18 protein-coding genes are annotated in these 20,199 nt (G+C 73.4%); 7 read left to right on the plus strand and 11 right to left on the minus strand.

Annotated elements, in window-relative coordinates:
- The first annotated feature begins 2 nt into the window (after window positions 1–2).
- Genes OG403_RS34770 through hypE form a run of 3 tightly spaced genes read left to right on the plus strand, consistent with a single transcriptional unit; the run spans window position 3 to window position 2,474 of the window.
- Complete coding sequence (locus OG403_RS34770) at window positions 3–296, plus strand: HypC/HybG/HupF family hydrogenase formation chaperone (RefSeq protein ID WP_329571542.1); 294 nt, start codon at window positions 3–5, stop codon at window positions 294–296.
- Window positions 293–1,414, plus strand: a complete 1,122-nt coding sequence (gene hypD / locus OG403_RS34775) for a hydrogenase formation protein HypD (protein WP_329571544.1) — start codon at window positions 293–295, stop codon at window positions 1,412–1,414. The genes OG403_RS34770 and hypD overlap by 4 nt, the downstream gene beginning before the upstream one ends.
- Window positions 1,407–2,474: a hydrogenase expression/formation protein HypE gene (gene hypE / locus OG403_RS34780; protein ID WP_329571546.1), complete on the plus strand. Its 1,068-nt coding sequence runs from the start codon at window positions 1,407–1,409 to the stop codon at window positions 2,472–2,474. Before hypD ends, hypE begins: the two co-directional genes overlap by 8 nt.
- 71 nt (window positions 2,475–2,545) lie before the next feature.
- Here the strand turns inward: hypE and OG403_RS34785 are convergent, their stop codons facing one another.
- The 8 genes from OG403_RS34785 to OG403_RS34820 form a co-directional block, all read right to left on the minus strand.
- Window positions 2,546–3,355 carry an alpha/beta fold hydrolase gene (locus OG403_RS34785; RefSeq protein WP_329571547.1) on the minus strand — a complete coding sequence of 270 codons (810 nt, stop codon included), beginning with the start codon at window positions 3,353–3,355 and terminating at the stop codon, window positions 2,546–2,548.
- A gap of 111 nt (window positions 3,356–3,466) precedes the next feature.
- Window positions 3,467–4,108 (minus strand): GOLPH3/VPS74 family protein, encoded by a 642-nt coding sequence (locus OG403_RS34790; RefSeq protein ID WP_329571549.1) that lies wholly within the window; start codon window positions 4,106–4,108, stop codon window positions 3,467–3,469.
- A 156-nt stretch (window positions 4,109–4,264) separates the two neighbouring features.
- Entirely contained in the window at window positions 4,265–6,388 is a 2,124-nt protein-coding gene (locus tag OG403_RS34795; RefSeq protein WP_329571551.1) for an MMPL family transporter, read from the minus strand.
- A gap of 134 nt (window positions 6,389–6,522) precedes the next feature.
- Window positions 6,523–7,200, minus strand: a complete 678-nt coding sequence (locus OG403_RS34800; RefSeq protein WP_329571553.1) for a YoaK family protein — start codon at window positions 7,198–7,200, stop codon at window positions 6,523–6,525.
- Between the two features lie 89 nt (window positions 7,201–7,289).
- The gene (locus tag OG403_RS34805; protein WP_329571554.1) at window positions 7,290–7,919 is read right to left on the minus strand and encodes an alpha-ketoglutarate-dependent dioxygenase AlkB; all 630 of its coding nucleotides are present in this window, start codon (window positions 7,917–7,919) and stop codon (window positions 7,290–7,292) included.
- 52 nt (window positions 7,920–7,971) lie between these two features.
- On the minus strand, window positions 7,972–8,409 hold the full coding sequence (locus tag OG403_RS34810; protein WP_329571555.1) for a MarR family winged helix-turn-helix transcriptional regulator: 438 nt from the start codon (window positions 8,407–8,409) through the stop codon (window positions 7,972–7,974).
- Window positions 8,406–10,202 (minus strand): MFS transporter, encoded by a 1,797-nt coding sequence (locus OG403_RS34815; protein WP_442911032.1) that lies wholly within the window; start codon window positions 10,200–10,202, stop codon window positions 8,406–8,408. The genes OG403_RS34810 and OG403_RS34815 overlap by 4 nt, the downstream gene beginning before the upstream one ends.
- Before the next feature lie 57 nt (window positions 10,203–10,259).
- Window positions 10,260–10,769 (minus strand): DinB family protein, encoded by a 510-nt coding sequence (locus OG403_RS34820; protein ID WP_329571557.1) that lies wholly within the window; start codon window positions 10,767–10,769, stop codon window positions 10,260–10,262.
- 205 nt (window positions 10,770–10,974) lie between these two features.
- Here OG403_RS34820 and OG403_RS34825 point away from each other — a divergent pair, with 205 nt between their 5' ends.
- Window positions 10,975–12,708: a UDP-N-acetylmuramoyl-L-alanyl-D-glutamate--2,6-diaminopimelate ligase gene (locus OG403_RS34825; RefSeq protein ID WP_329571558.1), complete on the plus strand. Its 1,734-nt coding sequence runs from the start codon at window positions 10,975–10,977 to the stop codon at window positions 12,706–12,708.
- Window positions 12,705–14,459, plus strand: a complete 1,755-nt coding sequence (murJ, locus tag OG403_RS34830; protein WP_329571560.1) for a murein biosynthesis integral membrane protein MurJ — start codon at window positions 12,705–12,707, stop codon at window positions 14,457–14,459. The genes OG403_RS34825 and murJ overlap by 4 nt, the downstream gene beginning before the upstream one ends.
- On the opposite strand, the gene OG403_RS34835 is transcribed toward murJ, so the two are convergent.
- Complete coding sequence (locus OG403_RS34835; RefSeq protein WP_329571562.1) at window positions 14,405–15,301, minus strand: glycosyltransferase family 2 protein; 897 nt, start codon at window positions 15,299–15,301, stop codon at window positions 14,405–14,407. The two genes, murJ and OG403_RS34835, sit on opposite strands and share 55 nt — an antisense overlap.
- A gap of 208 nt (window positions 15,302–15,509) precedes the next feature.
- On the opposite strand from OG403_RS34835, the gene OG403_RS34840 reads away from it, so the two are divergent.
- Complete coding sequence (locus OG403_RS34840) at window positions 15,510–16,916, plus strand: UDP-N-acetylmuramoyl-tripeptide--D-alanyl-D-alanine ligase (RefSeq protein ID WP_329571564.1); 1,407 nt, start codon at window positions 15,510–15,512, stop codon at window positions 16,914–16,916.
- A 265-nt stretch (window positions 16,917–17,181) separates the two neighbouring features.
- Complete coding sequence (locus tag OG403_RS34845) at window positions 17,182–18,192, plus strand: helix-turn-helix transcriptional regulator (protein WP_329571565.1); 1,011 nt, start codon at window positions 17,182–17,184, stop codon at window positions 18,190–18,192.
- Here OG403_RS34845 and OG403_RS34850 read toward each other — a convergent pair.
- Together OG403_RS34850 and OG403_RS34855 are read right to left on the minus strand one after the other, a co-directional pair.
- Complete coding sequence (locus OG403_RS34850) at window positions 18,182–19,492, minus strand: cytochrome P450 (protein ID WP_329571568.1); 1,311 nt, start codon at window positions 19,490–19,492, stop codon at window positions 18,182–18,184. The two genes, OG403_RS34845 and OG403_RS34850, sit on opposite strands and share 11 nt — an antisense overlap.
- Before the next feature lie 78 nt (window positions 19,493–19,570).
- The gene (locus OG403_RS34855; protein WP_329571570.1) at window positions 19,571–20,173 is read right to left on the minus strand and encodes a GAF domain-containing protein; all 603 of its coding nucleotides are present in this window, start codon (window positions 20,171–20,173) and stop codon (window positions 19,571–19,573) included.
- Window positions 20,174–20,199 lie beyond the last annotated feature (26 nt).

Consider the following 20,199-nt stretch of genomic DNA (forward strand, 5'->3'; position numbering starts at 1 on the left):
CCATGTGCCTGGCGGTGCCTGGCAGAGTGCTGGAGATCGAGGAACGCGACGGTACCCGGATGGCCGTCATGGACTTCGGTGGAGTGGTCAAGGACGTGTGCCTGGAGTACCTGCCCGACCTGGAGGTCGGCGAGTACGCCATCGTGCACGTCGGGTTCGCGCTGCAGCGCCTGGACGAGGAGTCGGCCCGCCGGACCCTCGACCTGTTCGCCGAACTCGGCCTGCTGACCGAGGAGTTCGGCGACCCGTGGGAGGCTGCCGCAGCGAGCGGCGCCGGCGAGGAGGCGGCCCGGTGAAGTACCTGGAGGAGTTCCAGAACCCGGAGCTGGCCCGTGGCCTGCTGGAGGACATCAGGGCCACGGTGACCAGGCCGTGGGCTCTGATGGAGGTCTGCGGCGGCCAGACGCACACCATCATCCGGCACGGCATCGACCAACTCCTGCCGGACGAGGTCGAGTTGATCCACGGGCCGGGGTGCCCGGTGTGCGTGACGCCGCTGGAGGTGATCGACAAGGCGCTGGAGATCGCCGGCCGGCCCGAGGTGATCTTCTGCTCCTTCGGCGACATGCTGCGGGTGCCGGGCACCGATCGCGACCTGTTCCGGGTGCGCGGCGAGGGCGGCGACGTCCGGGTGGTCTACTCGCCGCTGGACGCGCTGAGGATCGCGCGGGAGAACCCGCACCGCGAGGTGGTCTTCTTCGGCATCGGCTTCGAGACCACCGCCCCGCCCAACGCCATGACGGTGTACCAGGCGCGCAAGCACGGGATCGAGAACTTCAGCATGCTGGTCTCGCACGTCCGGGTGCCACCCGCGATCGACGCGATCATGAACTCGCCCGACTGCCGGGTCCAGGGCTTCCTGGCCGCCGGGCACGTGTGCAGCGTGATGGGCACCGTGGAGTACCCCGAACTGGCCGCCCGGCACCGGGTGCCGATCGTGGTGACCGGTTTCGAGCCGCTCGACATCCTGGAGGGGATCCGGCGCACGGTGCGGCAGTTGGAGCGCGGCGAACACACCGTGGAGAACGCCTACGAGCGCGCGGTGCGGCCCGAGGGCAACCCGGCGGCCCGGGCGATGCTGGAGGACGTCTTCGAGGTCACCGACCGGGCCTGGCGCGGCATCGGGGTGATCCCGCAGAGCGGTTGGCGGCTGGCGGAGCGCTACCGCGACTACGACGCCGAGCACCGCTTCGACGTCGGCGGCATCACCACCCTGGAGTCCGAGCTGTGCCGCAGCGGCGAGGTGCTGCAGGGCCTGATCAAGCCGCACGAGTGCGAGGCCTTCGGCACCACCTGCACCCCGCGCAACCCGCTGGGCGCCACCATGGTCTCCACCGAGGGCGCTTGCGCCGCCTACTACCTGTACCGGCGGCTCGGTACGCCGGTCACCCCGGAGGCGATCCCCGTTGGCTGAGACCCTGACCGCGCCCGACTTCTCCGGCTGGACCTGCCCGCTGCCGCTGCGCGACCACCCCCGGGTGGTGATGGGGCACGGCGGGGGCGGCGTGATGTCGGCCGAGTTGGTGGCCAACATCTTCGCCCCGGCCTTCGGCGGCAGCACGCTCGCCGCGCTCGGTGACTCGGCGGCGCTCACCCTGGGTGGTGCCCGACTGGCCTTCTCCACCGACTCGTTCGTGGTGCGGCCGCTCTTCTTCCCCGGCGGCTGCATCGGTGACCTGGCGGTCAACGGGACGGTCAACGATCTGGCGATGAGCGGGGCCAGGGCCGCCTACCTGTCCTGCGGGTTCATCCTGGAGGAGGGCGTCGAGATGTCCGTGGTCGGGCGGGTCGCCGAGGCGATGGGCGCCGCCGCCCGGAGTGCGGGGGTGGAGGTGGTGACCGGCGACACCAAGGTGGTGGAGGCCGGCCACGGGGACGGCATCTACCTCAACACCGCGGGAATCGGCCTGATCCCGGCCGGAGTCGACATCCGGCCGCAGCGCGCGGTGCCTGGCGATGTGGTGATCGTCAGCGGCGAGATCGGCGTGCACGGTGTGGCGATCATGAGCGTGCGGGAAGGCCTGGAGTTCGGCGTCGAGGTGCTCAGCGACTGCGCGGCACTGGGCGGCCTGGTGGAGGCGATGCTGGCCGTCACACCCGATCTGCACGTGCTGCGCGACCCCACCCGGGGCGGGCTGGCCGCCGCGCTGAACGAGATCGCGCTGGCCGCCGGGGTCGGGGTGTCGGTGCGCGAGCGGGCCGTGCCGGTGCCGCCCGAGGTGGCCAACGCCTGCGCGATCCTCGGGCTCGATCCGATGTACGTGGCCAACGAGGGCAAGCTGGTCGCGTTCGTGCCGCGCGAGCACGCCGAGGCGGTGCTGGCCGCGATGCGGGCCCATCCGCTGGGTGCGCGGGCGGCGGTGATCGGCGAGTGTGTGGCCGAGCACCCCGGCATGGTGGTGACCCGCACGGCGCTGGGCGGCACCCGGGTGGTCGACCTGCCGCTGGGGGAGCAGTTGCCGAGGATCTGCTGAGCCCGCGCGCACGCGCCAAGGCCGGTGCCCGGACCGCTCGTTGCGGTCCGGGCACCGGCGGTTCCCGCTGGCTACCCGGCGCCCAGCAGGGGCGAGCTGCTGCCCTCCAGCAGCACCCGGGCCACCAGCGCGGGGTTGTCGCCCATCGGGACGTGGCCGCAGTCGGGCAGCGGGATGAAGCGGGCGCCCGGCAGGAGTTGGCGGGCGCGGCGGCCCTGGGCGTGCAGCAGCAGGCGGTCGCGGGTGCCCCAGGCGATGGTGAGCGGGACGTCGGCGGGGATCGCGGTGGGGAAGCGGTGCGCCTGCTCGGCGCGGCCGGCCCGCAGTGTCTGGCGGAAGCCGGGGGCGTTGAGCAACGCGCGTGTGTCGAGGGTGAGTTCGCTCGGGTCCAGGCGCTCCGGGTGCCCGTAGATCACGCCGAACATCAGCCTGCGGGCCTGCGGCGAGCGGGCCAGCGAGGCACGCAGCGACTCGGGGGTGCGGGCGGCGGCCCGGTGCAGGTTCAGCAGCCCGGCGGCGTAGAGGTAGCCCGGCAGCCGGTAGAAGCCGGCCGGGGAGAGCGCGGTGGCCGAGGAGACCAGGCCGCGCTGGGCGGCGCGCAGCGCGAAGAGCCCGCCCAGCGAGTTGCCCGCCACGTGCGGGCGTTCGATGCCGAGCGAGGCGAGGAAGTCGGACAGCGTGTCGAGCGCGCTGTCCACCGTGTAGGGCAGGCCGGGTGGCAGCGTTGGTGAGGCGCCGAAGCCGGGCAGGTCGACGGCGATCACCTCGCGCTCGGCGGCGAGCAGGTCGAGCACGGGCTTCCAGCCCTGCCAGCGGTGTCCGATGCCGTGCAGCAGAAGCAGGGGCGGGCCGTCGCCCCGGCGCTCGTGTACGAGGTCCATGGCGAGAGGATAAGCCGAAGTTACCCGCGAGTCAGTGACTTGTGAGAATACGCGTCAATAGTCTGATGGTCACTCTCCGGCCGATCGGCACCGGCGCCCGACGGGCGCTGCTCAGTACCCCGAGCGCTTGGCCGTGATCTCCCGGCGCAGGGCGGTCGCGGTGGGGCCGGTGAGCCTCTTCAGCTCGCGGATCCGGTCCCGGTGGACCCGCCGGGTGCGGGCGTCCAGCACCGCGTCCAACTCCCCGGCGGCGGCCAGCGACACCAGGGCGGCCTGCCGGGGCTCGACCGTGTCGAGCGGGTCGGTCAGCACGGCCTCGACCAGGGCCACCAGCTGCCGGTGCGCGTGCGGATCGCAGCGCACCCGGCTCCGGTTGGGGAACAGCCCGGGCGCCCGGTGGTCGCTGACGATCACCAGCCCGTCGTCGCGCAGCCGGTCCCGCACCGCGCGTTCGGTGGCGCCCGCGTCGGCGGCGATCCAGCCCCGCCACGAACGGGGACCCAGCAGCCGGCGTCGCCGCTGCCCGGCGACCTGCGCCAGCACGGTGGCGAGCACCGGGTCGAGCTCGGGCGGGGCGGGCCGGCCGGGCTGCGGCCGGCCGCGGTCGTCGACCAGCAGGCCGCGTTGGAGCAACTCGGTGAGCGCCGCCGCGCGCATCAGCAGCCCCAGGTGCCGGTGGTACGAGAACTGCCGGGTCCCCGGCCGGAAGGCCAGCAGGTAGAGCCGGCCGGGGAGGGTGTCCGGCAGGTCCATCGGGCGCTCCGATCCGTCACGAGGCGTCACGAGCGGTGTCGTGCAAGGGGATTCATGCCCAGTCGGACGCTCGCATGCGCAACGGGCCGGCAGCGGCGCTCGCCCGCCCGCGCTCGGGGGCCCGGCTGAGGGTCCGTCGGGCCGAGCGGGCGGGCGTCAGACCGGCTGCGGCAGCAGCCGGGCCAGCGGTCGCGGCAGCCACCAGTTCAGCGGGCCGAGCAGCTCCATGATGGCCGGCACCAGCACCATCCGGACCACCGTCGCGTCCAGGAAGACCGCCACCGCCAGCCCGAGGCCGAACTCCTTCACCGCGATGTCGGGGGTGGCCAGCACAGAGAGGAAGACCGTCACCATGATCGCCGCAGCCGCCGTGATCACCCGCGCGGTGCGGCCCAGGCCCAGGGCGACGGCCTCCGAGGTGTCGGCGCCGGCGTCGTACTCCTCGCGGATCCGGGAGACCAGGAAGACCTCGTAGTCGGTCGAGAGACCGAACAGGATCGGGAAGATGAACAGCGGCACCCAGGCGGTGATCGGCGCGCTGGTCGGGAAGCCGAGCGGGCCGCTCAGCCAGCCCCACTGCACGATCGCGGTCAGCACGCCGAACGCCGCGCCGACCGACAGCAGCGTCATCACCGCCGCCTTCAGCGCGATCGTCACCGACCGCACCAGGAACACCAGCAGCAGCAGCGACAGCACGATCACCGACCCGATCAGCAGCGGCAGCCGGGCGGTGACCTCGGCGGCGAAGTCGGTGTCACCCGCGGTGGGACCGCCGACGCGCACCACGAGTCCGGTGTCCCGGACGGCACCGGGGATCACCTGGCCGCGCAGCCGGTCGAGCAACTTCGGTGTCGCGGCGTTCTGGTGGGCGGTGCTCGGGTAGGCGATGAAGAGCGCGGCCCGGCCGTCCTGGCTGAGCTGCGGCGGGGTGACCGCGGCGACGCCGGGGGTGTGCTGGACCGCGCTGACCAGCGGGGCCAGGTCGGCCCCGCCCGGGGGCAGCGCGGTGACGATGACGAACGGCGCGTCGAAGCCGGGCCCGAAGCCCTCGCTGAGGATCCGGAAGGCGGTGTAGCCGCTGGTGTCGTGCGGCTCGGTGCTGTTGTCCTCGAAGCTGAGCCGCATCGAGAAGGCGGGGATGGCCAGCACGATCATCACGGTGGCGCCCGCCAGCAGGCCGGTGCCCGGGCGGCGCTGGATCACCCGGGCCCAGCGCTCGGCCATCGGGCTGCGCGAGCCGGTGCGGCCCAGATAGGGCAGCTTGAAGCGGTCGATGTTGCGCCCGGTGTAGCCGAGCATGGCCGGCAGCAGGGTGATCGCGGCGATCATCGTCATCAGCACGGTCACCGAGGCGGCCACCGCCGTGGCGTTCAGCAGTTTCTGCTGGACCACGAAGAGCCCGAGCATCGCGATCACCACGGTGGCGCCCGCGAAGAGCACCGAGCGGCCGGCGCGGGCGATGGCGACCACTACCGCGTCCTCGGGTTCCAGGCCTTCCGCCAGGCCCTCGCGGTAGCGGGTGACGATGAACAGCGCGTAGTCGATCCCGACGCCGAGCCCGAGCAGGGTGGAGACGATCGGACTGAACGACGGGGCCGGGAAGAGGTAGCCGAGCAGGAAGATGAGGGCCAGTCCGCTGCCGATGCCGAAGAGCGCGCCGAGCATGGTCAGGCCCGTCGCGAGCAGCGAGCCGAAGGCGATCAGGATCACCAGCATCGCCGCCAGCGCCCCGATCGCGTCCGAGGCACCGCCGTACGGGGTCTCCGCCGTCACCACGTCCGCCCCGGCCAGCGCGAACACCACGCCGTCCCCGCTCGCCGCCTTGACCTGCGAGACCAGGTGCTTGACCTCGGCGGTCGGCAGCGGGTTGCTGGGGGACTGCAGGGTGGCGAAGGCGATCGTCCGGTCGGCGGAGATCTGGCCGGGCGAGGTGTACGGCGAGTGGACGGCGGAGATGTTGGGCGAGCTGCCCAACTGCGCTTCGAGCGCGTCGACCCGGGCGCGTACCTCCGGGGACTCCACCCCGGCCGGTGCCTGGATCGCCAGGGTGAGCGCACTGCCCTTGCGCTCCGGGAAGTGCTGCTTGATCAGGTTCTGCGCCTGCGCGGACTGCGAGTTGCCGCCGGTGAAGTTGTTGTCGGCGGGAGCCGCGAAGGCGAAGCCGATGAAGAGCAGCAGGGCGGTGCCGATCACCCAGGTCAGCAGGACGAACCGGCGCCTGCGGTAGCAGAACCGGCCCAGTCGTCCGAGGAGGCTCTGGTAGACGACAGCTGTTGCCATGCCGGGACCGCCTCTTCGTGTACTGATAGCACCGGGGGTACGGTAAGCCGCCGTGGCGGCGGATCCGGCCGAACCCGCGCCGAGAGCCACCTGATCGGCTCAGGCCCGGGCCGGGCCGACCGGCTGAGTCACCGTCAGGCCCGGACCGCCACGCCGACCGCCAGCAGCAGGGCCAGCGCCAGCCCCAGCGCCGCACCCGCCCCGACGTGCACGAAGAGTGCCGCGCCGCAGACCGCGCCGCCGAACATCGCCGCGATCGAGAGCAGCCGCCGCACGCTGGCCCGCCCCGGGGCGTCGGAGACCAGGCCGGTGACGGTGAGGGTGAGCACGGTGGTGGTCAGATCCGGCAGCGCCAGCTTGCGGGCCGCCGCGTTCTGCAGGCCCATCCCGCAGCCCAGCGGAATGATCAGCGCGACCTGCGCGCCGACCGCCTGGTGGCCGGCCGCGAGCGCCACCACCACGGCGCCCGCCACCAGCACGGTCTGGCCGGTGACGATCACCCGGAACAGCCGCTCGCCCTCGCTGATCCGGCCCGCGACCCGGCCCGCCGTCCAGGCGCCCGTCACGAAAGCCGCGATGGCCAGCGCCGAGGCCCAGACCGACAGGTTCGGCGCCCCGGCCAGCGAGAAGCCGAAGAAGACCACGTTTCCGGTCATGTTGGCGACGAAGACGTGGCGCAGGCCGAGATAGCTGACGGCGTCGACCACGCCGGTGACGAAGGTCAGCGCGACCAGCAGCGGCGGCAGCACGCCGTAGCTGCCCTGGGCGGTGGGGAAGAGGCGGTCGGCGGCGCGCAGCAGCATGGTTCGCATCGCTCCACGATAGGAACGGATCGGGCGCCGCGGGCGCAGAAGCAGCCGGGTGGGCGGGTGAACTGACGCACCGTCGGGAGCGCGAGGCCTCACCAGACCCGGTGGGGCCGGAACTGGACGCTGATCCGGGGGCCGGTGGGGCGGGCGGTCTTCGGTACGGCATGTTCGAAGGTCCGCTGGCAGGAGCCGCCCATCACGAGCAGGTCGCCGTGCCCCAGCGCGTGGCGCGCGGTGGGCCCGGCGCCGCCCGCCGGTCGCAGCAGCAGGCTGCGCGGCTCGCCGACGGAGAGAATCGCGATCACGGTGTCCTGGGTGCTCGCCCGGCCGCCGCGGTCGCCGTGCCAGGCGACGCTGTCCCGCCCGTCGCGGTAGTAGCAGAGGCCGGCGGTGGCGAAGGGTTCGCCGAGCTCGGCGGCGTAGTGGGCGCTGAGCTCGGCGCGGGCCCGGTCCAGTACGGGGTGCGGCAGCTCGGCGTCCTGGCCGTAGTGGGCCAGCAGCCGGGGGACGTCGACCACCCGCTCGTACATCGGGCGCCGCTCGGCCCGCCAGGGCACCTCGGCGACCAGGTGCTCGAACAGGGTGTCGGCTCCGGTCAGCCAGCCGGGCAGCAGGTCGATCCAGGCGCCCAGGCCCAGCTCGGTGCGCGTGATGCCGTCCAGTGGGCGCAGGCCGAGCTCGTCGGCGCTGCCGAAGAGGGTGCTCTGCAGGTGGAAGGACATGGGGACAGCGTAACGCTGATTCGAACAGGCGTGCGAAGCTGGAGGTGGGCGCTCACCGCTCGTCGGCGAGCAGGCGCTCCAGTACGGGCACCGCGGCGCTGAGCGTCTCGCGGTCCTGGGCGGACAGCGCGTCGATCCGGCGGGCCAGCAGCTCCGAGCGCTGGCGCCGGATCCGGGCCAGCAGCGCCCGGCCGGCGGCGGTCGGCTCGACCAGGAAGGAGCGGCCGTCGTGCGGGTCCGCGACCCGGGCGGCCAGCGAGGCCGCCACCAGCGGGGTGACCGTGCGGGTCATCGAGGGGGCGGCGACCCGCTCCAGGGCGGCGAGTTCGCCGAGCCGGATCGGGCCGTGCTCCTCGATCCTGGCCAGCGCCGACAGCTGGGCCATGGTGAGGTCCCGGCCGCTGGAGGCCTGGGCCAACTGGCGGTAGAGCCGGGCGACCACCAGGCGCAGCCGCGCGACGGTGGCCGCGTCGAGGGCCGGGCCGGTCATCCTGCCGCCTCGTCGACGGCTTCGCCCGGGTCGGCCGCCCCAGGCTGACGGTCGTCGGCCGCGCGACCCCGCCGCCCGCGCGGCAGCGAGGCGGCCGCGGCGACCAGCGACATGGCGATGGCGAGCGAGAAGACCACCACCAGGCCGTCGTGGAACGGGCCGGAGATCAGCTGCGGGAAGAACTGGCGCCCGGTCAGCGTCTGCGCGTTGGCGGCGGGCAGCCCGGCGAGCACGTGCGGACCGAGCAGCTGCTGGACCGGGTTGTAGCCGAGGAAGGCGGCGAACAGGGTGCCGACCGGGGGCAGGGCGGCCACCGCGTGGGCGTCGGCGGGCGGCACCCCCTGGGCGGTGAGCCCGGCGGTCAGGGTGTGCGGCAGCGAGCCGGCCAGCCCGGCGACCATCAGCGAGAAGAAGACGCCGATCGACAGCACCATCCCGGCGTTCTGGAAGGTGGCCCGCATCCCGGAGGCGGCGCCGCGGTCGGCCGCCGGGACGCTGGACATCACCAGCGAGGTGTTGGGCGCCGCGAACAGCCCGCCGCCCAGCCCGTTGACGAAGACCAGCGCGGCGAACCACGGATAGCCGAAGTCGGTCGGCAGCAGGAGCAGTCCGGCGAACGACAGGGCCATCACCACCAGGCCGCCGGCCGCGAACAGCCGGGCGCCGAACCGGTCGGAGAGGTGGCCGGAGACCGGCCCGGCGGCCAGGAAGCCGATGGTCAGCGGCAGCAGGTAGATGCCCGCCCAGAGCGGTGTCTCGGCGTAGTCGTAGCCGTGCAGCGGCAGCCAGATGCCCTGCAGCCAGATGATCAGCATGAACTGCAGCCCGCCGCGCGCGATCGAGCCGAGCAGGGTGGCCGCGTTGCCGCCGGCGAAGACCACGTCCCGGAACAGGCGCAGTGGGAACATCGGCTGCGCGACCCTGGTCTCGATCAGGCAGAAGAGCCCGAGCACGACGCTGCCGCCGATCAGCCCGGCCAGCACCCACGGGTTGGTCCAGCCCATGGTCTGCCCGCCGTAGGGCTGGATGCCGTAGGTGATGGCGGCCAGCAGCGCGGTCAGGCCGACCGCGAAGCTGATGTTGCCCCACCAGTCGATCCGCCCCGGTCGACGCACCCCGGTCTCGCGCAGCGAGCGGTAGGCCCACACGGTGCCGATCAGCCCGATCGGCACGTTGACCCAGAAGATCGACCGCCAGTCCCACTCGGCCAGCAGGCCGCCGAGCACCAGCCCGATGAACGACCCGGCGATCGCGGCCACCATGTTGACGCCCAGCGCCATGCCGCGCTGCCTGGCCGGGAAGGCGTCGGTGATGATCGCCGCCGCGTTGGCCATCAGCATCGAGCCGCCGATCGCCTGCACCACCCGCCAGCCGATCAGCCAGAGCGCGCCGCCCGCGCCGTGCAGCGGATCGAGCGAGAGGATCACCGACACGACCGTGAAGACCAGGAAGCCGGTGTTGTAGATCCGCACCCGGCCCCAGATATCGCCCAGTCGGCCCAGCGCCACCACCAGCACCGCGGTGACCAGCATGTAGCCCATCAGCATCCAGAGCAGGTAGCTGACGTTCCCGGGCCGCAGCGGGTCTAGCCTGATCCCGTTGAAGATGGCGGGCAGCGAGATCAGCACGATCGAGGAGTTGATCGTCGCGATCAGCATGCCGAGCGTGGTGTTCGACAGCGCCACCCACTTGTAGCGCGGGTGGCCCGGGCCGATCCGGGCACGGGCGGGACGGCCCGCCGGGCTCCCCGCGCTCCGCTGTGCTCTGCTGCCTGCCTTGCTGCCCGTGCTCATCGGTGGTCCCTTTCGGAGTTCGAGCCGAAAAGTACTTAGCGCACGTCAACTAAATTACTAGGCGCCGACCGTCCCGTCGATGCCTTCGCGCAGCAGGTCCGCGTGGCCGTTGTGGCGGCCGTACTCCAGCAGGACGTGCGTCATCACCATCCGCAACGACACTTCCTGGGCCCAACGCGGCTGGTGGCCGGCCAGGTCGAGCGACTCGGCCTCGCGCTCGATCCGGCGTGAGTTCGCCACCTCGGCCTCCCAGGCGCCGAAGGCCTCGGCCCGGGTCGAGCTGCTCGCGTCGTAGGCCGCCTGGAAATCGATCCGGTCGGACCAGACCATCGGTGCGTCCCGGTCCTCGAACACCCGGCGGAACCAGGCACGTTCGACCTCCGCCAGGTGCCGGACCAGCCCGAGCAGCGAGAGCGTCGAGGGCGGCATCGACTGCTGCCGCAGCTGCTCGTCGGTCAGCCCCGCGCACTTCATGGCGAGGGTGTCGCGGTGGTAGTCGAGGAAGGTCCGGAGCATCTCGCGCTCGGTGCCGAAGTGCGGTGGGCCGATGCGGGGGTCGTCGGTCATGGCGCTGCTCCTGTTCGCTGCTGATCGGGCGGCGTCGAACCTACCGGCAGGTGATCGGCTTGCGTACCGAATTCCCGGCCGAGCAGCTGATCAACTCCGCACTTCGCTACGCAAGGTAGCCATCCCCGTGCTGCGGGTAGTCGCGGCCTCGCCTAGCGTCTTGATCAGAATCCCCACGTGCGAGTGCGATGGAGACGATCGAGAGATGACTGGCTACCGCAGAGCGCTGGGCCCGCGCCCGGTGCGGCCGCCGGGACCGCCGGGCGCCTGGCGCGGTCAGCGCCGGGTGGTGCCGCTGTCGGAACTGGCGGCCACCTGGCCCGGAGCGGAGATGCGGGGCGAGGACGTCGGCGTGATCGACTGCACGCACGACAGCCGGCAGGTCCGCCCCGGGTGGCTGTTCTGCGCGATGCCCGGAGCCCAGGCGGACGGGCACGTGTACGCGGCCGCAGCGGTCCGGGCCGGCGCCCGGGCCCTGCTGGTGCAGCGCTTCCTGGACCTGGACGTGCCGCAGCTGCGGGTGCCCAACGTGCGCTGGGCGATCGGGCCGGTGGCCGCCGCGCTGCACGGGCGGCCCGCCGACGGACTGTCGATCGCGGCGGTGACCGGCACCAACGGCAAGACCACCACCAGCTACCTGCTGCACGCGGCCTTCGTCGCGGCCGGCTGGCAGGCGGGGCAGCTGGGCACCGTGGAGACCAGGATCGGCCGGCACCGCTGGGCCTCGGCGCTCACCACGCTGGAGGCTCCCGACCTGCAGCGGTTCTTCGCCCGGATGCGCGCCGAGCAGGTCCGGGCCGCGGCGATGGAGGTCTCCTCGCACGCCCTGGACCAGCACCGGGTCGGCGGAGTCACCTTCGACGTCGGGATCTTCACCAACCTGGCGGCCGAGCACCTGGACTACCACGGCACGATGGAGCAGTACTACTACACCAAGTCGCTGCTCTTCGCCCCGGACCGCTGCCGCCAGGCCCTGATCTGCGTCGACGACGAGTGGGGCGTGCGGCTGGCTGCCCAGGCCCCGGTGCCGGTGCTCACCTTCGGTCACGGCGAGGGGGCCCAGGCCCGGATCACCGAGGTCCGGTGCGACCGGCGCGGCACCCGGATCCGACTGGACTGCGCGGACGGCGCGGTCGAGCTGTCGGCCCCGGTGCTGGGCGCCTGCAACACCACCAATCTGGCCGCCGCCTACCTGGCCGCCCGCGCGATGCGGGTGCCCGCGCGGTCCGCGGTGGCCGGGATCGCGAACTGCGCGCCGATCCCCGGGCGCTCCGAGCAGGTGGCGGCCGGGCAGCCGTTCCTGGTCGTGGTCGACTACGCGCACACCCCCGGCGCGCTGGCCGACCAGCTGGCCACCTGCCGCGAACTGCTGGGACCCGGCGGCCGGGTACACCTGGTGGTCGGCTGCCGGGGTGGCCGCGACCGCTACAAGCGCCCCGAGACCGGGTGGGCCGCGCTGAGCGCCGACACCGCGATCCTGACCAGCGACAGCCCGGGGGACGAGGATCCACAAGCGATCGTCGAGCAGATGCTGGCCGGCTGCCTGGACCGGCGGGGCTGCCGGATCGTGGTGGAGCTCGACCGGGCCGCCGCGATCGGCCTGGCCGTCGGCACCGCCCGACCCGGCGACGTGGTGCTGGTGGTCGGCCGTGGGCACGAGACCACCCAGCACGTGGCGGGCCGGGACATCCCGTTCGACGACCGCGAGCATGCCCGTGCCGCGTTGGCCGCCCGTGGCTGGGTCGGCGACGGGCCGCAGGTGGCGGCCGGTCGCAGCCCGCAGCGGGCCGGCGCTCATCCGAGGGTGCGCGCCAAGGCGGGGCGCCTGGGTCTCGGGGTGACGGCCTGTGACCTGACGCACGGGATGGCCGAACAGGCCCGGATCGGGTTCACCGATCCGGCCGACGAGGTGTCGGCCCACCCGGTGCCGCGGCTGTGAGATCGCACCCCGCACGGCACGCCGGGCGGATCCGCCCCGAGCTGGCGATGGCGGCCGGCACCACGCTGTCCCGGCTGACCGGGCTCGGCCGGGTCTTCGCGCTCTCCTACGCGCTGGGCATCAGCCCGCTGGCCGATGCCTACAACCTGGCCAACACCACGCCCAACATGATCTACGACCTGGTGCTCGGCGGGGTGCTCTCCGCCACCCTGGTGCCGGCCTTCGTCGCCAAGCTGCAGGGCGGCCGGTTCCAGCAGGGCGACGACGACGGCTGGGCCGGGATCTCCGCCGTGCTGTCGGTCTGCCTGGTCGTGCTACTGGTGATCACCGCGCTGGTGGTGGCCGCCGCCGAACCGCTGATGCACGGGTACACGCTGGCCGCGCCGCGCGGTACGGCCGGGGCCGAGAACGCCGTCGCGGTGCGGCTGCTGCGGCTGTTCGCCCCCCAGGTGCTGCTCTACGGTCTCATCGCGCTGGTCACCGCGGTGCTCAACAGCATCCGCCGGTTCGCGCTGGCCACCTTCGCCCCGATCGCCAACAACCTGGCGCTGATCGCCCTGCTGCTCGGGCTCTCCGGCCCGCTGCGCCACGCCGCCCAGTCCGTGGCCTCGCCCACCGAGCCGCGACTGCTCCTGCTGCTGGGCCTGGGCACCACCGCCGGGGTCGCCGCCCAGGCGGTGGTGCTGCTCGCCGGGGTGAGCCGCTCCGAGGCCCGGCTGCGCTGGCGCTGGGCGCCGCGTGACGCTGCCGTGCGGCAGGTGGCGGGGCTGTCCGGGTGGACCTTCGCGATGGTCGCGGCCAACCAGGCGGCGCTCTTCGCGGTGCTGCTGCTCGCCAACAGCCGCCCCGGCGGGGTGAGCGCCTACACGTACGCGTACACCTTCTTCCAGGTGCCGTTCGGGGTGGTCGCGGTCTCCATCACCGGCGCCCGGCAGCCGGCCTGGGCCGCCGACTGGGCGGCCGGGCGGATCCGGGAACTGCGCTCCGAGGTGGCCGGCGGGCTGCGGCTGCTGATCCTGCTGATGGTGCCGATCGCCGCCGTGCTGGCCGCGCTGGCGGACCCGATCGTGCGGCTGCTGCTCGGCCACGGCGCGACCGGTGCGGCGGGCGCGGCGCTGACCGGGCAGGTGCTGGCCGTGCTGGCGCTGGGACTGCCGGGCTTCTCGGCGTACCTTTACTACGTCCGGGTCTTCCAGGCGCTGCGGGACCTGCGCTCGGCGTTCGGGCTCTACGTGCTGAACAACGGGCTCACGGTGCTGCTGGCGTTCGGCCTCTACCGCTCGTTCGGGGTGCAGGGCGTGGCTGCCGCGGTGTCGGTCGGCTACACCGCCGCCGCGCTCGCCTCGGCGGCGGTGCTGCGGCGGCGGATCGGCGAGGCGGCGGCGGAGCCGCCGGTGCTGGGGGCGCTGACCCGAGCGGTGGCGACCAGCCTGCCGGCCGGCGCACTGGCCTGGCTCAAGGTCCGCTCGATGGAACCGGGGCTCGGGGCGGGCGCGATGCTGCCGCTGCTCGCGGGCCTGACCGTGGCGCTCGCGGCGCTGCCGCTCTGCCTGAGTCTGGCGAGCGCGGGGCCGGCGCAGCTGCTGGGTCTGGGGCGACGGGCCGAGTTGCCGGCGGGTCCGCTCGAGCTGCCGGCGGCCCCCTCCGCGGTGACCGCGCCCGGGCCGGACGATGCGCCCGGCCCGGTGCGGTCGGCTCAACCGCGGCGCAGGCGCCGGGCCACCCGTCCGCCGAGGAAGGGCAGCAGGTAGCCGACCGCCGCGCCGGGCACGTGCCGGGCCAGGCCGGTGAGCCGGACCTCGCGCAGCACCCCGCGGCAGAGCGCGGGCTTGCCGGCCAGCAGGAAGGCCAGGGCGAAGCGCAGGTGATGCCAGGTCAGCACCCGGGCGAAGGCGGCGGCGGTCAGCGCGGTGCCGGCGCGCTCGCGGTCCAGCATCCGCAGCATCCGCCCGTACAGCCGGGGCAGGTCCTTGCTGTAGCCGGTCGGCTCGTCGCGGTAGACCACCAGCGGCTGGTCGAGCTTGACCGACATCCCCCGCTTGGCGCAGCGCAGCCACAGATCCCAGTCCTCGGCGCCGTCCAGCGCGGGGTCGAAGCCGCCGCAGTCGGTCAGTACCTCGGTGCGGACCAGCACGGTGGAGGTCTGGAACCGGTTGAGCACCAGCAGGTCGCGGTAGCTCAGCAGGCTCTCCGCCCCGGGGCCGGTCGGGACCTGGTACTCGGCTTCGTCCCGCACCCAGTCGCCGGCCAGCAGCACCGCCCCCGGGTGGCGGTGCGCGGCGGCCAGCTGGCGGGCCAGCTTGCCGGGCAGCCAGAGGTCGTCGGCGTCCAGGAACGCCACCCAGGGCTGGTCGGCGGCCTCGATGCCGGTGTTCCGGGCCGCCGAGGGCCCCTGGTTCCGCTGCCGGATCACCAGCACCTCGGGGAAGGAGGCGGCGACGGCCGCCGTACCGTCGGACGATCCGTCGTCGACGACGATCACCTGGGCCGGTGGTGGGTCCTGGCGCAGCGCCGAGGCGAGCGCCGGGCCCAGGGTGCGCTCGGCGTTGTACGCGGCGATCACCACGCTGACGGGGGCCGGCTGCTCCGGCATGGCACACCTCCTGAGGTCTCGCTGCCATGCTCGGACGCTCGGCGGTCGGCGCCGGGGAGGCGCGGGGCGTGGCGCGCGCCGTGCAAGCCATCCGGCGGACGCAGGTGCGTGCCCGGCGCGCGGCTGCGTTGCTCGCGCCCCTGGCGACGCTAGCGTCGGAGCCTTGCCGCCCCGCCCGGGGTGCGCCTTTCGACGGAGCGGAGCCGCTGTGGTCCCCATGACGCTGCAACAGATCGCCGACGCCGTGAGCGGCGTGCTGTACGACGCACCCGACCCGCAGGCGCGGGTCGACCGGCCGGCGGTGATCGACTCCAGGCTCGCCGAGCCCGGCTGCCTGTTCGTCGCGCTGCCCGGAGAGCACACCGACGGACACCATTTCGCCGGTGCGGCCGTCGCGGGCGGGGCGGTCGCGGTGCTGGCGGCCCGGCCGGTGGGTGTGCCGGCCGTCGTGGTGCCCGACGTGCTGACCGCGCTGGCCGCGCTGGCCCGCACCGTCGCCGCCCGGCTGACCGCGCCCGGGGCGGCCGGCACCCAGGTGGTGGCGCTCACCGGATCGGCCGGCAAGACCAGCACCAAGGACCTGCTCGCCCAACTGCTCGGTGCGCTGGACAGCACGGTGGCCACCGCCCGCTCCTTCAACAACGAGATCGGCCTGCCGCTCACCGTGCTCAGCGCCGAGGCGGGCACCCGTTACCTGGTGGTGGAGATGGGGGCCAGCCGGGCCGGGCACATCGCCCACCTGACCGGGATCGTGCCGCCCCGGGTCGGGCTGGTGACCAACGTCGGGACCGCGCACCTCGGGGAGTTCGGCGGCAGCAAGGAGGCCATCGCCAACGCCAAGAGCGAGTTGGTGGCGGCGCTGCCGGGCGACGGGCTGGCGGTGCTCAACGCCGACGATCCGTATGTGATGTCGATGGTGGCCCGCACGGCGGCCCCGGTGCTGACCTTCGGTCAGGCGGCCGGGGAGGTACGGGCGGAGCGGATCGAGCTGGACGGGCTGGGGCGTCCGTCCTTCACGCTGAGCCACCAGGGCGCGCGGGCCCGGGTGCGGCTGGGGATGTACGGGGAGCACCACGTGGCCAACGCCACGGCGGCCGCGGCGGTGGCGCTGGGGCTGGGCGCGGACCTCCACCGGGTGGCTGAGCTACTCTGTGCCGCACGGCAGTTGACGCCGGGGCGGATGGAGGTCGGCGAGCGGCCGGACGGTGTCACCGTGGTCAACGACGCCTTCAACGCCAACCCCGACTCGATGGCGGTGGCGCTGCGTGCGGTGGCCGCGATGGCCGGTGGACGGCGGCGGGTGGTCGCGGTGCTGGGGGAGATGGCCGAGCTGGGGGCCGCCGCCGAGGGCGAACACGCCGAGCTGGGGCGGCTGGTGGCGGCCTCGTGCGTGGCCAGACTGATCGCTGTGGGCGGGGTCGAGGCTGCCTTGACGCACGCTCAAGCGGAGGCGGGCGGCGTACCGAGTACGCTGGTGGCGGACCGGGAGACGGCCCTTGAGCTGCTGCTCGGCGAGCTGCGGCCGGGGGACCTGGTGCTGCTGAAAGGGTCGCACACCGCGGGCCTGGAGGAGATCGCGAGGCGGCTCAAGGATGCCGTCACGGTGGGTGGTTGAGAGGAGCCTTGGTCGGCTGACGGGCGACGGCGGGCGCCGGGCGGGCGCTTGGGGCGCCCGCGCGGCACCTCGCGCGGAGCGCGGCCGGAGTCGCGCTGCGGGTCGGGCCGTCGGCCAGGATGGCTGCGCGCACTCTGTGCAGTAGGTGGGGAGGACCTACCGTGCGGTCACATATGATCAGTCTCCGATCGAATTTGACGTTGTTTCGGTCGAGGTTTCGGACGAACAAGATCGTTGACTGGTCGGCAGGTTGGGGGAGGAACTCTTGGACGAGTGGCCTGCGGGGACTGCCACCGGTGATCTGCCCAGCTTGGGCGAGATCGAGACCCGGGTCTTCCAATGGGTCACCGAGCGCGGCTACCTGGTCTGCCACGAGGCCACCGCCGCGCTGGGGATCTCCCCCCAACGGCTGGACTACGCCGTCACGGTGCTGCGCCGGCTGCATCTGTTACGCCCGCTGCCCACCGCGGCCGCGGGAGAACTGCGGCTGATCGCGGTGGCGCCGGACCGCGCCGCGGCCAGTCTGCTCGCCCCCACCGAGGCCGAACTCCGTCGCCAACTGGCCGAAGCCGAGCGGGTCCGGGCCGAGATCTCGCTGCTCGCCCCGCTCTTCGAAGCGCGCTGCGGGGAGCGGGTCACGGCTCCGCTGGTCGAGATCCGCGACCTGGACGCCGTGATCGACGTGATCGACCGGCTCACCGAGAGCTGCCGTGCCGAGGTGCTCACCTGCCAGCCGGGCGGCCCACGGGCTCCGCACCTGCTGAACCAGGCGTTCGAGCGGGACCTGGCGATGATCCGCCGGGGCGTGCGGATGCACACGCTCTACCAGCACACCTCGCGCCGCCACCAGCCCACCCAGGAGTACGTCAGACGGATCACCGAGGCCGGTGCCGAAGTACGCACCCTGACCGCACTGTTCGGCCGCATGCTCGCCTTCGACCGGACGACCGTGATCATCCCGCACAGCGACGAGTACGACGGAGCCGTGGTGATCCGCGATCCGTCCACCGTGGCGTACCTCTGCTCGGTGTTCGACCACTCCTGGACGCTCGGCGACCCCTACACCCCGAGCCCGCGCGGGGACACCTCGATGGACGAGATCAAACAGGCCATCCTGCGGCTGCTCGCGGAGGGGATGAAGGACGAGATGATCGCCCGTCGGCTGGGCATGTCGCTGCGCACCTGCCGCAAGCACATCGCCGAGAGCATGGAGACGCTCGGTGCCTCCAGCCGCTTCCAGGCGGGCTATCTGGCGCGGGCCAGGATCACGGCCTGACGGTGCGTCCGGCGGGTTCGGCCTTGGTCGGCGTGGCCGGCGCCGCGGTTGGTGCGGCCGGTGCGGTTGGTCCGAGCAGCAGCGGCAGCGCCTCCAGCCGGCGGTGCAGGGAGCCGCCGGTCCAGCGCAGTTCGGCGGTGGAACAGCCCAGCCGCAGTTCCGGCCAGCGGGCGAGCAGGGCGGTCAGGGCCTCGATGAGCTCCAGCTTGGCCAGCGTGGCACCCAGGCAGTAGTGCGGTCCGAGGCCGAACGACAGGTGGCGGCCGGCGTTGGGTCGATCGAGGTCCAGCCGGTCCGGCTCCCGGTGGCAGCGCGGGTCGCGGTTGGCCGCCGCGACCGCGAGCAGCACCCGGCTCCCGGCCGGGATGACGTGGTCGCCGACCTGGATCTCCTCCAGGGCGGTCCGGGCGGTACCGAACGGCCCCGGTGTCTCCCAACGCAGCAACTCGTCCACCGCGCGCGGCATCAGCTCCGGCTCGGCCCGCAGCCGGGCGGTCAGGCCCGGCTCGCTCAGCAGGCCCATCACGCACATGCCGAGCATCTGCGCGGTGCTGTCCAGGCCGGCGAGCAGCAGCATCGCCAGCAGGTCGACCAGTTCGCTCTCGGACACCGTGCCGTTCGCCGACTCCCAGGCCCGCACGATGCTGGAGAACACGTCCTGGCCCGAGCCGCCGAGGCGGGCGCCGATCTCGTGGCGGATCAAGCTGTCCAGGTGGTTCAACGCCTCGTCCGGCGCGGTCGCGTCATGGCCGCGCCGGTCGATCAGCACCGCGACCGCCGCCCGCAGGGCGGGCTGGTCGGCGCGCGGGATCGCCAGCACCTCGCAGAGCACCTGGAACGCGAACTGCTGGGCGAAGCGGGCCATCAGATCGACGGTCGGACCGGCCGTCGGCTCGGCCATCGGCTCGGCTGGGCAGGCCGTTGGCGTGGGTGTGTCCAGGGCGTCGACCAGTTCGGCGGCCAGCGCGGCGATCCGGTCCCGGTAGGGCTCGATCCTGGCCGGTGCGAAGGCCGGGGCGGCCAGGCGGCGGATCCGGGTGTGGTCCGGCGGGTCGTAGCACACCAGCGACATGTCCAGGGCCCGATGCGGCCGGTCCTTGGGGCCCGGGGTGGTGCGCAGCGAGAGCCGGGGGTCCAGGAAGCCGGCCCGGACGTCCTGCTCACGGGTGATCAGCCAGCGCGGTTGTCCTGAGGGGGAGAGCACCCGGGCCACCGGGCAGGACTCCCGGAACTCGGCCAGCACCTCGGCGGGGTGCGCCACGAAGTCGCCGCCGAGCGGCGAGCCGGACTGGTCCGTCATTGAGCGTCCTTCGGTAGGGGATGCCTGGTTTGTCGGTCGTTGGGAGTCAGTTCAAGGCCGCCGGGCGTGGCGGGGTGGTCAGTGCTCGGCGGTGAGCAGCAGTTCGCGGGCGGCGTCCAGCGCCCGCAGGCCGGCGGCGCGCCCGACCGGGTCGAGGCTCCGCAGTGCGAGCACGGCGGCGGCCGGCTCCGCGCCCTGCCCCGCCCGGCGGTCCAGTACCACTCGCAGTGCGGTGGCCGCCTGCCGGGCGAAGAGGGCCAGCAACTCCAGCTCGCCGAGGTCGGAGCGCGCCTGCGGCGTGGGATCCAGCACCTCCAGCACGCCGAGCACCCCCGAGCTGTGCAGCAACGGCGCCGCCATCAGGGAGTCCGGCACATAGCCGGTGGACTCCGCCAGGTCCCGCGCGAAGTTGCCGTTGCTGCTGAGGTCGTCCACCACCATCGGCTCACCCGAGCTGGCCACCCAGCCGGCGACCCCGCGTCCGGCCGGGAAGCGCCTGCCGACCAGCGACTCCTGGCCCTGGCCGGAGACGGCCTGGAAGACCAACTCGTCGGCGCCGGTCTCCAGCAGGAAGATCGAACTCGCCTGGGCGCCGAAGATGGCCCGCGCGGTGTCCACCACCGACTGCAGCAGCTCCCGGGCCACCGGATCGACCTGGGTGACGGTGCGGTTCTCGGTCATCGGATGCCTCCGTGGATGCGGTGCTG

Origin of the sequence: Kitasatospora sp. NBC_01266, from assembly GCF_036242395.1 — a bacterium.
Taxonomy (GTDB): Bacteria; Actinomycetota; Actinomycetes; order Streptomycetales; family Streptomycetaceae; genus Kitasatospora.